11 protein-coding genes and 3 pseudogenes are annotated in these 14,687 nt (G+C 73.4%); 6 read left to right on the top strand and 8 right to left on the bottom strand.

Features of this window, described 5'->3' with window-relative positions; all coding sequences use genetic code 11:
* Positions 1–199 precede the first annotated feature (199 nt).
* The 5 genes and pseudogenes from ABZZ79_RS18790 to ABZZ79_RS18770 all read right to left on the bottom strand — a co-directional run bounded on the left by ABZZ79_RS18790 (position 200) and on the right by ABZZ79_RS18770 (position 5,382).
* Entirely contained in the window at positions 200–805 is a 606-nt protein-coding gene (locus ABZZ79_RS18790) for an ATP/GTP-binding protein (protein ID WP_356690039.1), read from the bottom strand.
* A gap of 284 nt (positions 806–1,089) precedes the next feature.
* Entirely contained in the window at positions 1,090–1,503 is a 414-nt protein-coding gene (locus ABZZ79_RS18785; protein ID WP_356690038.1) for a DUF742 domain-containing protein, read from the bottom strand.
* A 14-nt stretch (positions 1,504–1,517) separates the two neighbouring features.
* Positions 1,518–1,898: pseudogene (locus ABZZ79_RS18780) on the bottom strand (roadblock/LC7 domain-containing protein); the annotation flags it as partial.
* 53 nt (positions 1,899–1,951) lie between these two features.
* Positions 1,952–4,550, bottom strand: a pseudogene (locus ABZZ79_RS18775) (nitrate- and nitrite sensing domain-containing protein).
* A 61-nt stretch (positions 4,551–4,611) separates the two neighbouring features.
* A complete protein-coding gene (locus ABZZ79_RS18770; RefSeq protein ID WP_356690037.1) occupies positions 4,612–5,382 on the bottom strand; it encodes an MHYT domain-containing protein in 771 nt (256 codons plus the stop codon).
* Positions 5,383–5,533: 151 nt separating this feature from the next.
* Here ABZZ79_RS18770 and ABZZ79_RS18765 point away from each other — a divergent pair, with 151 nt between their 5' ends.
* Complete coding sequence (locus ABZZ79_RS18765; RefSeq protein ID WP_356690036.1) at positions 5,534–6,133, top strand: class I SAM-dependent methyltransferase; 600 nt, start codon at positions 5,534–5,536, stop codon at positions 6,131–6,133.
* Between the two features lie 24 nt (positions 6,134–6,157).
* On the opposite strand, the gene ABZZ79_RS18760 is transcribed toward ABZZ79_RS18765, so the two are convergent.
* Positions 6,158–6,913: an alpha/beta hydrolase gene (locus tag ABZZ79_RS18760; RefSeq protein WP_356690035.1), complete on the bottom strand. Its 756-nt coding sequence runs from the start codon at positions 6,911–6,913 to the stop codon at positions 6,158–6,160.
* 173 nt (positions 6,914–7,086) lie between these two features.
* Between ABZZ79_RS18760 and ABZZ79_RS18755 the strand changes: the two genes are divergently transcribed.
* Positions 7,087–7,611, top strand: coding sequence for a PadR family transcriptional regulator (locus tag ABZZ79_RS18755; RefSeq protein WP_356690034.1), 525 nt, complete (start codon positions 7,087–7,089; stop codon positions 7,609–7,611).
* A 101-nt stretch (positions 7,612–7,712) separates the two neighbouring features.
* Here the strand turns inward: ABZZ79_RS18755 and ABZZ79_RS18750 are convergent, their stop codons facing one another.
* Positions 7,713–8,609, bottom strand: coding sequence for an oxygenase MpaB family protein (locus ABZZ79_RS18750; RefSeq protein WP_356690033.1), 897 nt, complete (start codon positions 8,607–8,609; stop codon positions 7,713–7,715).
* A gap of 118 nt (positions 8,610–8,727) precedes the next feature.
* Here ABZZ79_RS18750 and ABZZ79_RS18745 point away from each other — a divergent pair, with 118 nt between their 5' ends.
* A complete protein-coding gene (locus tag ABZZ79_RS18745; RefSeq protein ID WP_356690032.1) occupies positions 8,728–9,024 on the top strand; it encodes a hypothetical protein in 297 nt (98 codons plus the stop codon).
* A gap of 136 nt (positions 9,025–9,160) precedes the next feature.
* Positions 9,161–10,036 carry a hypothetical protein gene (locus ABZZ79_RS18740; RefSeq protein WP_356690031.1) on the top strand — a complete coding sequence of 292 codons (876 nt, stop codon included), beginning with the start codon at positions 9,161–9,163 and terminating at the stop codon, positions 10,034–10,036.
* A gap of 48 nt (positions 10,037–10,084) precedes the next feature.
* Here the strand turns inward: ABZZ79_RS18740 and ABZZ79_RS18735 are convergent, their stop codons facing one another.
* A complete protein-coding gene (locus ABZZ79_RS18735; protein WP_356690030.1) occupies positions 10,085–10,267 on the bottom strand; it encodes a hypothetical protein in 183 nt (60 codons plus the stop codon).
* Between the two features lie 366 nt (positions 10,268–10,633).
* On the opposite strand from ABZZ79_RS18735, the pseudogene ABZZ79_RS18730 reads away from it, so the two are divergent.
* A pseudogene (locus tag ABZZ79_RS18730) lies at positions 10,634–13,407 on the top strand (DEAD/DEAH box helicase).
* Positions 13,404–14,675 carry an SWF or SNF family helicase gene (locus ABZZ79_RS18725; protein WP_356690029.1) on the top strand — a complete coding sequence of 424 codons (1,272 nt, stop codon included), beginning with the start codon at positions 13,404–13,406 and terminating at the stop codon, positions 14,673–14,675. The pseudogene ABZZ79_RS18730 and the gene ABZZ79_RS18725 overlap by 4 nt, the downstream one beginning before the upstream one ends.
* Positions 14,676–14,687 lie beyond the last annotated feature (12 nt).

Here is a 14,687-nt window from a genome sequence, read left to right as displayed (position 1 = left end):
ACGAGCCGACCCTGGCTCAGCCCAGTTCACGGAGCCCACGGGCCGACCCGGGCTCAGCCCGGCTCACGAAGCCCACGAGCCGACCCTGGCTCAGCCCAGTTCACGGAGCCCACGGGCCGACCCGGGCTCAGCCCGGCTCACGAAGCCCACGAGCCGACCCTGGCTCAGCCCGGCTCAGGGAGCCCGGGCCGATCCGGGGTCAGGTCACGGAGTCCAGCAGCCGGGCGGTGTGCATCCGCCCGGCGTACTCGACGAGCCGGATGAGCACCTCCTTCCCGGAGTCCTTGTCACGGGCGTCGCACAGCACCACCGGTGTGCCCTGGTCGAGATCGAGGGCACGTGAGACGTCACCGACGGTGTGGGCGCGGGCGCCCGTGAAGCAGTTGACGGCGACCACGAAGGGGATGTGCCGGTGCTCGAAGTAGTCGACGGCCGGGAAGCAGTCCTCCAGACGCCGCGTGTCGGCGAGGACCACGGCCCCCAGCGCCCCCTGTGACAACTCGTCCCACAGGAACCAGAAGCGGTCCTGGCCCGGGGTGCCGAAAAGGTAGAGGGACAGCCCGGAGCGGATGGTGATCCGGCCGAAGTCCATGGCGACGGTGGTGGTGACCTTCTGGTCGACGCCGTCGGTGTCGTCCACCGAACGGCCTGCCTGGCTGAGCAGTTCCTCGGTGCGCAGCGGCCTGATCTCGCTGACGGCGCCGACCAGGGTGGTCTTGCCGACGCCGAAGCCGCCGGCGACCAGAATCTTCAGCGCCAGCGCGGCCGTCTCGTCGCCCGTGACGTCGGAGTGCTCGGAGACCATGGATCACTTCTCTCGGGAGTTCCGGAAAACGGTCGTCGTGGGGGGAGTTCGGGGCCCGGACGGTGCGGGCGCGCGGCTTCGGTACGGATGTGCGAAGTCAGCATGATGACAAGTGCGGGCCGTGTTCGAAGGGTTGACAGGATATCGACCGTTGTGACCGCCCGGGACCCCTTCGGTGCCCGGTTGGTTCACAGATCGGTGGTGGGCCGCGTCCGTATGGCTTTCGGAATCTCATGCGGGCGGTGTCGGAGATGCCTCTTTCCCTGTGCCCGCTCCCGGGTTCGCTACAGCGCCCGCAGCCCCGCGATCACCTCGCGCAGAATCCGCTCGTCGGGCAGTTGCGCGGGCGGTACGGGCCGGGTGACGGTGACGCGGCCGAGTTCCAGGAGGTCGCCCAGGAGCACCCGGACCACGCCGACGGGAAGGTCGGCCCCGGCGGCGAGTTCGGCGACGGACTGTGTCTCCGTTCGGCACAGCTCCGTCAGTGCCCGGTGTTCGGGCCCGAGGTCGTCGGCGTCCTCGGTCCCGGGCGCGGCCGGGTCGAGCGTGACGAGGGCGATCAGGTCGAAGCGCACCCCGCTGGGACCGGGCCTCGTCCGACCGCCGGTCATGGCGTACGGGCGCACGAGCGGGCCGGCCTCGACGTCGTACCACTGGCTGCTCCGCGCGCGCGGGGCGCTCCACGAGTCGTCGGTCATCGTCGCGGACCGCGTCATCCCGCGGAGGGCGGCTGTGCGGCGGCGCGCGGCGGCGTGTAGAGGTGCTCGCCGACACGCCGGACCAGTCGCGCCATCTCGTAGGCCACCAGGCCGATGTCCGCGGTCGCGGCGGTGAGGAGGGCGAGGCAGGAGCCGTCGCCGGCGGCGGCCACGAACAGGAAGCCGTCGTCCATCTCCACCATGGTCTGGCGCACGCCTCCGGCGCCGAAGTGCCGTCCCGTGCCCTTGGCGAGGCTGTGGAAGCCGGAGGAGACCGCGGCGAGGTGCTCGGCGTCCTCGCGGCTGAGGTCGCTGGAGGCGCCCACGGGGAGTCCGTCGTTGGAGAGCACCACGGCGTGCCGCACCTCGCGCACGCGCAGCACCAGGTCGTCCAGGAGCCAGTCGAGTTCGCCGGACCGCTGGGCGGTGCTCATGCTCGGGTCCTGCATCATGCGGGGTCTCCTTCGCTGCTGTCGCCGGCTGCGCGGTGGGGCGGGACGGCGCGGGTGCCGGGTTGTCTGCCGCCGCCGCGCGCCCAGCCGTCGCGGTAGGCGGCCATGCGGTCCCGGACGAGCTCGGGGGTGCGCTGGTCGTCGGCTCGGGGGCCGGTCTGCCGGGCGGGCTGCCGGGGTGCCTCGCGCAGCTGGGGCGCGAGCGAGGCCTGGCGGACCCGGCGCGGCAGGTCCTCGATGCGCTCCTGCTCGTCGGGCGGGCGGGGCGGGCGCGGCGCCGTGACACCCGGGGGCGGAGTGCCGGGCGGGGGTAACGGTCAGGGCGGGACGGTCGCCGGTCCGCCCGGCGGCGTCCTGGTGCCGCGGGCCGGCCGGTCCGGCGGCTTCCTGGTGCCGCGGGCCCGGCTGCCCGCCCGCTGCCTGGGCATGCCCGCCGGCCGGTGCGGCGACTTCCCTGTGCCGCGGGCCGCCGGGCACGCGCGCGTACTCGGGTTCGGCGGGTCGCGGCGCTTTCGCGACCTCGTTGCCGGATCGTTCCGCCGCACCGCTGTGCAACAGCGCCACGGGCAGCAGGACCACGGCCGTGGTGCCGCCGTAGGGCGAGGGCTTGAGGTGGACCTTGACGCTGTGCCGGGCCGCCAGCCTGCTCACCACGAACAGGCCGAGCCGGTCGCTGTCGAACAGATCGAGGGACTCGGACTGCGCGATGCGCCGGTTGGCCTCGACGAGGGCCTCCTTGCCCATGCCCAGGCCGCGGTCCTCGACCTCGATGGCGTATCCGTTGCCCACGGGTTCGCCGGTGACGCGCACGCGCGTGTGCGGCGGGGAGAACTGGGCCGCGTTCTCGACGAGTTCGGCCAGCAGATGGGTGAGGTCGGCGACGGCCGCGCCGACCACGGCCGCCTCGGGAAGCTGCCGTACCTCCACGCGCGCGTAGTCCTCGACTTCCGAGACGGCCGCGCGGATCACATTGGTCAGGGAGACCGGCATGCGCCAGGCCCGGCCGGGTGCCGCGCCGGAGAGGATGATCAGGCTCTCCGCGTGGCGCCGCATGCGGGTCGTGAGATGGTCCAGCCGGAAGAGGTCGCTGAGCTCGTTCGGGTCCTCCGAGCGGCGTTCCATGCTGTCGAGCAGGGTCAGCTGGCGGTGGACGAGGATCTGGCTGCGCCGGGCGAGGTTGACGAAGACGCCGGAGATGCCGCTGGCGAGCTCGGCGCGCTCCACGGCGGCGCGCAGGGCGGCCCGGTGGACCGTGCCGAGGGCTTCGGCGACCTGTCCGGCCTCGTCCTCGGCGCGCGGTCCCGCCGGTGCCTCCGAGCCGATGTCGATCTCCTCCCCCGCGCGCAGTCTGCTCATGGCCTCGGGGAGCTTCCTCCGGGCGATCTCCAGGGCGCTGTTGCGCAGGGCGACCAGTTCGACGACCAGCCCGCGGCCGATGCGCACCGAGATGACCAGGGACGCGGCGACGGCGGCGAGTCCGAACAGCACGGCCGCTCCGGCGGGGGTGAGCAGTCCGCGGGTGAAGGGGTCCGCGCGGTCGGCGACGTCCCGGGCGGCGTCCTGCTCGATGCTCCGAATGGCGCTCCGCACGCGCGCGTGGGCCGGCCGCCACGCGTTCTCGGGGGCGGCCGAGAGGGCCTTGCCGCCCGGTGCCGAGGTGAGGATCCCGTCCTCCATGGCCGCGACCGCCGCGTAGGCGTCGGAGTCGGCGAGCTCTTGCCAGGCGTCGTGTTCCGGGCCGCGCAGATCGGTCACGGCGGCCTCGGTCAGGGCGCGGCGGGTTTCGACGGCGCCGGTGAACAGGCGCAGCCGCTCGCCGGAGAGGTTCTTGGTCAGGCGCGCGCCGTCCAGCAGCACGTCCTCGCGGGCCAGTGCCTCTCCCGCGCGGGAGAACTCCAGCAGCACGCGCGCGTCGGAGCCGAGTTCGGCGTCCTGGATACCGCTGAGGGCTCCGTCGACGGCGAAGGCGTCCGTGATGCTGCGGGTGTAGAGCTCATAGGTCTCCCGCCAGCCGACCCGTCCGGCTCCCAGCTCGGTGCGCAGCTCACTCAGCTGTTCGGCACCGGTGACGAACGCCTCCAGGCGCCGGGCGACCGCGGAGGGCAGTTCCTGGCTGTCGGCGACGGTGTTGCGGCCGCCGAGCCGCAGTGGGGCGACGGCCCGGTCGGTGTTCCGGGCGAGCTGGTCGAGGCCGGTGCCGCGGCCGGCGGACGGGGCACCCGCGTGGGCCACCGCCGCGGCGCGCTCGGCCTGGAGCGCGGTGACCGCGAGGGCGACGGGAGTGCGGATCTGGGAGTCCACGCGCTGCGACTGACGCAGACGGGACACGTCCTGGGCGGTGGACACGGTGGCGTACGCCCACAGGGCGAGCAGTGAGATCACCGGCACCATCAGCAGGCAGACGATCTTGGCGCGCACGGTGCGCGGGCGTATCCGCCGGCGTCCCGCGCGCGTGGGCGCGCTTCTCGGTGTGTGGTTCGCATCGGGGTGGGGTTCCTCGTCGGCCGGGAGTCCGGCGTGTGCACGGCGACCGCGATGCGGCGTCGGGGGCGGCGGCTCGTCGCCTGCCGTTCGGGGACTGCGGGGTGTACGCATGGCCTCCTCGCTCGGAAGGGGTTCGGGGCGTGCCGCGGGGGCGCTGCCGCGGACGGCCGGCTCAGTGGGTGAGTTCCACTGGCCGCTGGGCCGAGGCGGTCGCCTCGCGCTCGCCCGCCGTGGGCGAGAGCGCGACGAAGGCGGAGGTCAGGAAGAGGTAGGACCCGAGGCCGACGGCGAGGGGGAAGATGAACTGCATCGCCGTGGCCCCGGGCAGCACCTCACCGGAGGGCGTGACGCGCACGCTCACCGCGAACATCGCGGTGTAGTGCATGCTGCTGACCGCCGCTCCCATGACGAGCGAGGCGACGGTGACGGCGACGGGCGACTTGATGTTCAGTGCCGCCCACAGGGCCACGGTCGCCGCGACCACGGCGATCAGGACGGAGAGTCCGACCATGACCGGGTCGTAGGTCACATCACCGTGCAGCCGTACGGCAGCCATGCCCAGGTAGTGCATGCTCGCCACGCCCAGGCCGGTGGTGAGGCCGCCGATCAGGAGTGCTCGGCCCCGCTCGGGGCTGTGGCCGACGGCGAACACTCCGGCGCTGACGACGGCCATGGCGACGAGCAGGCTGAGGATCGTCAGTGGCACGTCGTAGCGGATGTCGGTGCCGTGGACGCCGAAGCCGAGCATGGCCACGAAGTGCATCGTCCAGATGCCGGTACCGATGGCCGAGGCGGCCGTCAAGAGCCAGTTGCGGCGCGAGCGTCCGGTCGCACCGAGGGCGCGCACGGTGCATCGCAGCCCGAGTGCGGCGCCTGTGCAGGCCATCGCGTACGACAGCGCGGGGGTCAGCCAGCCGAAGGTGGCGTGGTCCAGGTGTCCCATGGCCCAGGGACGCTAGTCGGGGCATGGACGCACAAAGGGGGCGCATTTCGAAAGGTGTTGGAATATGACGAAGAGATGTTCCGGAACGATCGCATGCCGCTCGAACATGCGCGCCGGGCATCGTCCGGACCGGTGAGAGATCATGCCGGACATGAGCGATGACCGCAGGCACGTCCAGGAGTTCTTCACGGCCCGCGCCGCCGACTGGGACGCGCGCTTCCCGGACGACGGCCCGGCCTACGCGGCCGCCGTCGCCGAGCTCGGCCTGCGCGAGGGCGGCCGCGTGCTCGACGCGGGATGCGGCACCGGACGGGCGCTGCCGCCGCTGCGCGCGGCCGTGGGCGCGTCGGGAGTGGTCCTGGGCGCCGACCTCACCCCGGCCATGCTGGCGGCCGCCGTGGCGGCCGGTCGGGACCGTGACGGGCGGCTGCTGCTCGCCGACGTCGCCGCTCTCCCGCTGCGCTCGGGCTCGCTCGACGCAGTGTTCGGCGCCGGTCTCATCGCCCATCTGCCCGAACCGGAGCGGAACCTGCGGGAGTTGCGGCGCGTGGTGCGCCCCGGCGGCGTGCTGGCCCTGTTCCATCCCATCGGGCGGGCCGCCCTGGCCGCTCGGCAGGGGCGGCGGATCACTCCGGACGATCTGCGCGGCGAACCCAACCTCCGCCCGCTGCTGGCACGTTCGGGGTGGCACATGACGTCGTACATCGACGAGGACGCCCGCTTCCTCGCCCTGGCGGTGCGTGCCGACTGAGCCTCAGGGCGTGCCGGCCGACCCTCAGGCGCGTCCGGCGACCGCGGCCACGAAGGCCTCGGGGTTGTCGAACATGACGTTGTGCCCGGCGCCCGGCACGGTCAGCACGCGGACCCCGGTCGCTTCGAGCGCTTCGCGGCCCGCCAGTTCGCCGCTCAGCCCACCCTGGAGGTAGACGCGTTCGACGGGGGCCTGCTCCAGGAGGGTACGCATGACCGGCGTGGATCCGGCCATGAGCCCGGCCGCGGAGCGGTGCAGGGCGCGCGGGTCCGCCAGCCGCATCGTGGCCGCCCACACAGGGCCCACTTCCTCCAGCACGCGCGCGTGGCCGTGGTCGACGAAGGCGTCCTCCGTCCAGCCGGCGATGCCACTGCTGCCCGCGGTGACCGGCGGGTGGGCGTCGAGGTTGGCCTCGGTGAGCACCAGCCGGGACACCAGGTCGGGCCTGCGGTGCGTGAGGACGATCGCGACCGCTCCACCCATGCTGTGCGCGATCAGTTCGGCGCCGCGCACACCTGCCGCGTCGAGTGCCGCGGCGAGGGCGCCGGCATGGGCCTCCAGGGTGTAGGAGAAGCCTTCGGGCCGGTCGCTGATGCCGTGTCCGGGCAGGTCGACGAACAGGCTGCGGCGCCCCACGAGCTCCGGCCGCGCAGCGATATGGGCGTGGTAGACCGATGAGACCGACCCCAGCCCGTGCACGTACACACGCGCGGGTTCCTCCCCGGGCGCCTCCGTCCACCGGACGCAGTGCCCCTTGCTGTCGAACTCCGCCTGACGCATCGCACGCTCCCCCTTCCGGCCACCGCGCCGCTCCTCCGCGGCACTCCAGAACAATACATCGGCGACGTAGTACCTCGCCACCGATGTATTGCAGAACCGATATACCCCTTCCTCAGGACACTCCCTCACCGAGGTACCCCGTCACCGATGTACGCGGGTGACAGAATGCGGACATGCTGGAGCTGGCCATCCTCGGATTCCTGTACGACGCCCCGCTGCACGGCTATGAGCTGCGCAAGCGGATCACGGCCCTGACCGGGCACGTCCGTCCCGTCGCGGAGAGCACGCTCTATCCGGCCATCAAGCGCCTGGAGAAGGCCGGACTGCTGGAACGCGCGCTGGAGCCCGGCGCGGGAGCCGCCCCACGGCACGTCCTGTCCCTGACCGAGGCGGGCCGCGACGAACTGCGACGCAGGCTGGCCGAACCCGACCCGCTCGACATCAGCGACGAGAACCGCTGGTTCACGGTGCTCGCCTTCCTGCGGCACCTGGAGGACCGGGACGCCCAGGCGGCCGTGCTGCGCCGCAGGCTGGACTTCCTGGAGCAGCCCGCGAGTTTCTTCTACGACGGGGACCGGCCGCTGCCCGCCGAGGAGCTGGACGACCCCTTCCGGCAGGGCATCCTCACCATCGCGCGCGCCACGTCCAGGACCGAACTCACCTGGCTGCGCGCCACACTCGGCTCACTCGGAACCTGAACCCCCCACGGTCCCCACCCGGCTCACACGGGGCCCGAACCGCCCACGGACCCGCACCCCGCTCACACACGGCCCGAACCGCCCACGGACCCGCGCCCCGCTCACTCGGCGCCCGAACCGTCCAGGTGCCGCACAGGGCAGCCGCGCATTCCGGGAACCGGCCAGGTGCCCAGTTCGTTCACCTCATAGCCGTCGGGGTAGCCCTTGATCTCCCAGTTCTGCCGCGCGAAGTGGGGTGCGCGGCGCGGGGGCAGCAGCCGGACGGCACGCCCGCGCAGCCGCACCGCCCGGCGCACGAGCGTACGCGCAGAGGCGGAAGGGGGCGTGTAGCGGAAGGCACGCAGCAGCGGCTCGTCCAGGAGCGCGAGCGTCGCGGTGCGCAGCACGGGCGTGAGGGGGCGCGGATACCAGGAGGCCATCAGGTCGAGGGTGGCGTCGGAGACGCCGCGCGCCTTCTCGTCCCAGCGGAAGTGGGCGGCCTCGTAGCTGTCGAGCAGGTCCGCGAACTCCTCGTAGGTCTCCGGGATGTCGCGGATGCCCATGTGCCGTCCGAGGGTGCGGAAGTGGTTGGTGGCGGCCACCGTCTCGTGGCGCGACAGCCTGCGCCAGGCGTAGGCGTCGATCCATCGCTTCGGCATCACCACGAAGGTGCTGAGGACGTACCGCATGTCGTCGTTGCTGATGTCGTAGCTGCGGTGCATCTGGTTGATGCGCCGGATCGCGGTGCGGGACTGGATGCTGTCGAAGCCGTGCTCCACGACCGCGTCGAGGAGCAGCGAGGTGTCGTCGTAGCGCTTCTGGGTGCCGTCGGTCAGCTCCGCCGTCTCGGCCAGCAGCCGGCCGATGGAGGGCACCGCGTAGGTGCGGTACAGCGCCAGCTCCAGGGCCCGGGTGGAGTCCCAGGGGAACTCGTAGGCCGAGCTGAGCCGGTAGATCTCGGTGGCCTGCTTGTGCGGGTCCATCCGCCGGATCTGCTCGAGCCTGTCGTAGCGCTTCACCGCGTCGTCCCCCTTCTGCCGTCGGAGCTCCAACTCTACGTTGAGTCAGAGCAGATGAAAGGCTCAGCGGGATCGTCCACGACCACGAAGAAACTGACGCACGGGGAAGGTGGTCAGTATGTTCGACAAGGTCCGCAAGGCCTGGCAGGGAATTGTCACGGCGCCGCGCGCGGAGCGGGAGGCCGGCCGCGACAGGCGCCCGCACAACCTCTTCGAGGCCGCCGCGGTGTATGTGACGGCCTGCGCGGAGGACGACCAGGAGCGGATCGACGAGGCGTCCGGATGGGTCTCGCCGGAGGCGCTGTCGTTCGGGGTGAACGAGCTGGCGTGCCGGGCGCTGATCGCGCTCGCGCGTGAGCACGACGAGTCGCCGGCGACGGTGGCCCGCTCGCTTCTCGGGCTGCCGGCGGCCTGAGACGGGCGGCCGAGGGCGGTCGTTTCGTCCCGCCACGTCGGAAAATCGCAGCTCCGGATGCCTTTGGCAGTCGTGACAAGGGCATCCGGCGCGCATTAGGGTGCGCGCGATCGGGATGAACCACTGGGAGGCTGGCATGTCCGGGACGGACGAGGAAGCCGTCACCGCCGCGGAGGACGCACTGTACGTGCTCACGGCGGTGCTGCTGACGCCGGCGCAGTTCCCGAGCGTGCTGGGCGACGACTATCCGGAAGCCTGTGCGGCGCTCGGGCTCGCGCCGCTCGCGGAGGGGTACGGCCTGGTGCTCGGCCAGGACGGCGAGGGCGCGCGTTGGACCATCGCGACCGACGATGTCTCGCTGGTCGCCGTTGCCATCGCCTCCTGGGACTGTGGCATGGAGTACGACCTGTCGCCGGCGGAGCACACGGTCGTGGCGGCGCTGCCCGGCTGGCCGCTGGCGCTCGCCGTCGCGGCTCCCGGTGTCCCGGCGCCGCACGACCCCGACGCGGAGCTCGTGGACCGGGCTCCGCTGGCCCCGCCGGACACCTCCGGCTGGGGTCCGGCGCAGCGCCGTATGGGCGCGGACGAGGTCGCGCTGCAGTGGGCGTTGTGGCGCGAGCAGATCGACGACTCCGCGTTCGCCGCTACGGGCGCGGCCTCCGCACAGGCCGAGGCGGGTACAGAGGCGGCTGCGGACGCGGATGCCGCGACGACCGCCGACGCGGGGCAGGAGTCCGGCGGCGCGCGCGACGGTGTGCGGCGGGTGCTGGCCGAGGCTCGGGCGTACGTGGACACGCCCCCGCCACTGGGCCGCGTGCGCTCCTCCTTCGCGCCGGGCGACGCGCGGACGCTGCGCGCCGACGGTCCCGGCTGGTCGCTGGTGGCCAGGACCGACGACATCGCGTTCGTGCTGCTCGACGACATGCCGGGAGAGGTCGTTCCGGTGGGGCGGGGTCCGGAGCTGCCCGGCCTGCTGCAGGCGCTCGACAGGATGGCCGTACGTCCCAGCTGACGGGCCCGCTACGGGTGCGCGGCCGCGCCGCGCACCCGGGTCACCGCGTCAGCGGCCGAGCTCCTTGCGGGTCGCACGGCGCAGGCGGCGCCGCTGTGACGGGTCGAGCGTGAGGTAGGCCGCGGCCGGGACGCCCAGCACGATCAGCAGCGCGGCCCACCAGGGCAGCCAGATGAGCAGGATGAGCCCGACCGCCACGCCTCCTACGGCGATCTTCGCGTTCCTCGACATGTTGTCGCCTCCTTCGCGGCCACAGCCGTCCTCCGTCGTGAGAACGGGGTCCGCTCTCTGTTATTGAGAACGGGGTCGGCACCCGCCGCGGTTCCGGACCGCGACCCTGAGACGTCCCTGAGCCCGCCCCCACTCCACCCTGAGGGAGAGTCCCGCCCCGGGCAACAATGTGACCCGCGACACTCTCCATTGTCTCCGGCCAGGGGCGCGCTTCCTGTACCCTCGACCACCCTGACCCCAGTAGTCAAGTTTGAGGAATGCGTCATAGCTCTGAAGAGTAGGTCTGTCGCGACACCCTCCGAGATCTCCGAACTCGCCCACTGCCATGCCGTGTTCCTGCCCGGCGACCCGGCCCGCACCGGCACGATGGCCTTCTGGACACCCGAAGGTTCCACTCCGCCCGCCGCGACGGCCGGGGCGGTCGCCGACCTGCGCGTGGTCGTGCGCACCGACGCCGGTGTGGAGCGGGGCGAGGTGCCCGCCCTGCTGCTGCCCGTCGAGGCCGCGCTGCCGGTTCTCACCCGCGCGCGTGTCACCCCCGGTGCGCACCGGGCGGCGGCGTTCTGGGGCACCGCGGCCGTTCTCGCGCTGCGTCTGGCGGCCCGCGGGCGGCTGCTGCCCGGACTGTCCCCGGACGGCCACGACGCCTGGCGCGTGGCCCCGCCAGCCCCCGAGGACACGGCCTTTCTGCGCCGCCTGGCCGCCTCGATGCCCCCGGAGGCGCACGCCGTCCCCATGGACGGCACCGGCGCACCGCGGCTGCCCGAACCGGAGCGGCTGCTGCGCGCCTTCATGGACGCCGTCGCCGACACGCTCCCCCGCTCGCCCGCCGCCGCGCTCGTGACGGGCGGCCCGGCCTTCGCGGCACGCGAGCCGCGGCACCTGCCGGAGCTTCGGGCCTGGGCCGCCGATGTCGCCGCGGGCCACGACGCCGGCGTCCGGGTCTCCCTGCGCGTGGAGGTGCCGGGGCTCGACGACACCGCCGCGGACGTGGAGGCGACCTCCTTGAGCTTCCGGATCGTGCCGCAGGTGCACAGCGTGAGCGACCCGGCCCTGCTCGCCGACGCCGCCGAGGTGTGGACGGCCGATGACGCGACGGGTGCCGCTCTCGGCCCACGCGCGCGTGTGGACGCCCTGCTCGCGCTGCGCCGGGCGGCACGTGCCTGGCCGCCCCTCGCGCCGCTGCTGTCGGCGGCGGTGCCCACGGCACTGGACCTCGCCGACGACGAGGTCACCGACCTGCTCGGCGAGGGCGCGCGGGCGCTGGACGGCGCCGGCGTCGACGTGCACTGGCCGAAGGGGCTGACCCGCGAGCTGACCGTACGGGCGGTCGTGGGTCCGCCCGGCCCCGGCCCGGCCCCGGGCGAGGGCTCCACCGGGCTGCCCTCGTTGCTGTCCCCGGACGCGCTGCTCTCCTTCGACTGGCGGTACGCCGTGGGCGACCAGCGGCTCACGCGTGAGGAGCTCGATCTGCTGGCCGAGGCCGGCCGACCCGTTGTACGGCTGCGGGACCAGTGGGTGCTGATCGACCCTCAGGAGCTGCGCAGGGCCCGTGCGCGCGAGGACCGTGGCATCACGCCCGTCGACGCGCTGAGCGCCGCTCTGGCGGGCTCGGTGGAGATCGACGGCCGCAGGGTCGAGGTCGAGCCCACCGGATGGCTGGCGACCCTGCGAGAGCGGCTGACGGACCCGGGCCCGCACGAGCCGGTCGCCCAGCCCGCGGCGCTGGCCGCCACCCTGCGCGACTACCAGCGCCGCGGGCTGGACTGGCTGGCACGGACGACCTCCCTCGGACTGGGTGCCTGTCTGGCCGACGACATGGGACTCGGCAAGACGATCACGCTGATCGCCCTGCATCTGCACCGCCAGACCGACATCACGACGGCCGGTCCGACCCTCGTCGTCTGTCCCACCTCGCTGATGAGCAACTGGCAGCGCGAGATCGAGCGGTTCGCGCCGGGCACCGCGGTCCGCCGATTCCACGGCCCCCGGCGCGAGCTCGACGACCTCGCCGACGGGGAGTTCGTGCTCACCACGTACGGCACCATGCGCCGGGACGCAGGCCGCCTCGCCGGAACGGCCTGGGGCCTGGTCGTGGCCGACGAGGCGCAGCACGTGAAGAACCCGTACGCGTCGACCGCGCGGGAGCTGCGGTCCATCGGGGCACGCGCGCGCGTGGCGCTCACCGGCACCCCGGTGGAGAACAACCTGTCCGAGCTGTGGGCCGTCCTCGACTGGACGACACCGGGACTGCTGGGCCGCCTCGGCACCTTCCGCACCCGGTACGCGCTTCCCGTGGAGGGCGGCCACGACCCCGCCGCGGCCGAACGGCTCTCCCGCCTGGTGAGCCCCTTCCTGCTGCGCCGCCGCAAGTCCGACCCGGGGATCGCGCCCGAGCTGCGCCGAAGACCGAGACCGACCGCCCGGTGTCGCTCACGCGCGAACAGACCGGGCTGTACGAGGCGGTGGTGCGCGAGACGCTGGCGGAGATCGCGGGCGCGGACAGCATGGCGCGGCGCGGCCTCATCGTGAAGCTGCTGACCGGTCTGAAGCAGATCTGCAACCACCCGGCGCAGTTCCTCAAGGAGGACCGGCCGCGGATCGAGGGCCGGTCGGGGAAGCTGGAACTTCTGGACGAGCTGCTGGACACGATCCTGGCCGAGGGACAGAGCGTCCTGGTCTTCACGCAGTACGTGGCGATGGGCCGCCTCGTGGAACGCCATCTGGCGGGACGGGGCGTGCCGACGCAGTTCCTGCACGGCGGGACGCCGGTCGCCGAGCGCGAGCGGCTGGTACAGCGCTTCCAGGACGGTGAGGTCCCGGTGTTCCTGCTGTCCTTGAAGGCGGCGGGCACCGGGCTGAACCTCACGCGCGCGGAACATGTCGTGCACTACGACCGCTGGTGGAACCCCGCCGTGGAGGCGCAGGCCACCGACCGCGCGTACCGCATCGGACAGACGCGTCCGGTGCAGGTGCACCGGCTGATCGCGGAGGGCACGATCGAGGACCGCATCGCGGACATGCTGAGCCGCAAGAGCGCCCTGGCGGAGGCCGTCCTCGGCTCCGGCGAGGCCGCTCTGACGGAACTGACCGACGCCGAACTGGCCGAACTGGTCGAGCTGCGCGGAGGTGCGCGATGACGAGGAACGGGGACGACACGGAGCGGACCTTCGCCGCGCTGCCACCCGCCCACGGGCGCGGCTTCGCCCGTACCTGGTGGGGGCGGGCCTGGCTCCAGGCGCTGGAGGACGGGGCGCTGGACGCGGAGCAGCTCAGGGCGGGCCGGCGTCTCGCGCGCGCGGGCGGTGTGGGCGCGGTGTCGGTGCGGCCGGGCCGTATCACCGCCGTCGTCCAGGACCGCGACCGTACGGCACACCGGGCCGACGTCCTGCTGGAGGAACTGTCCGCCGCGGGGTGGGACCGCTTCCTCGACATGACCGTGGAGCGGGCCGGGCACGTCGCGGCGCTCCTCGACGGCGAGATGCCGCCGCACCTGGTCGAGGACGCCGCCGCGGCGGGAGTCGAGCTGCTGCCGGGGCTCGGCGACCTCGACCCGGAGTGCGACTGCGGGGCCTGGGACCACTGCCGTCACACGGCGGCGCTGTGCTACCAGGTGGCGCTGCTCCTCGACCAGGACCCGCTGGTGCTGCTGCTGTTGCGCGGACTCGGCGAGTCGGCCCTTGTCGACGACCTGCAACACCGCGGCACCGCGTCGGCCGAGGCCGCCCCGGAGCCGGACGGGGTGGACGCCGCCGAGGCGTTCACGGCCGGGGACATCCTGCCCGCCCTGCCCGCCCTGCCCGCCCTGCCGGAACCGCCGGACGCCCCGGGCACTCCCCTGTCCCTGGACACGGACATGCCCGCCCCGGCCGAAGTCGACCCGGACGCCCTGGAGTTCCTGGCGGAGTGTGCCGCGGCGGAGGCACACCGGCTGCTCGCGGAGGCGTTGACGGCCGAGCCGGAACAGCCCTGGGGCGGTGCGGAACCGTCGCTCGCCGAGGACGCCGTCCGGCTCGCCGCGGCCGGCCCCGGGCGTGCGGTGACGCGCCGCCTGGCGGAGGAGTCGGGCCGTACGCCCGAGGCGCTGGCCGTAGCGGTGCGGGCCTGGCGGCTGGGGGGTGCGGCGGCGCTCGCCGTGTGCGAGGAGGAGTGGCCCGTCCGGGGTGGGGCGCTCGCACGCGTGCGTGCCGCCCTGGACTCTGCCTGGGACCAGGACGAACGACCCGTGCTGCGGGCCCGGGGCAACCGGTGGACCGTCGTCGACGCGCCCTTCCAGTTGCGGCTGGGGCACGAGGGCGGCTGGTGGCCGTACCGCAAGGAGCGGGGCCGCTGGGTGCCGGGCGGCCCGGTGTCCCGCGATCCGGCGACGGCGCTGGCGTCGATGGGCACCGGCCCGGACCTGGACTGACGCACGGTCAAA

The sequence above is a fragment of the Streptomyces sp. NPDC006458 genome, from assembly GCF_040612135.1.
GTDB lineage: Bacteria > Actinomycetota > Actinomycetes > Streptomycetales > Streptomycetaceae > Streptomyces.
Note: the sequence above shows the minus strand (reverse complement) of the source record. Positions and strands in the feature narration are given on the sequence as shown.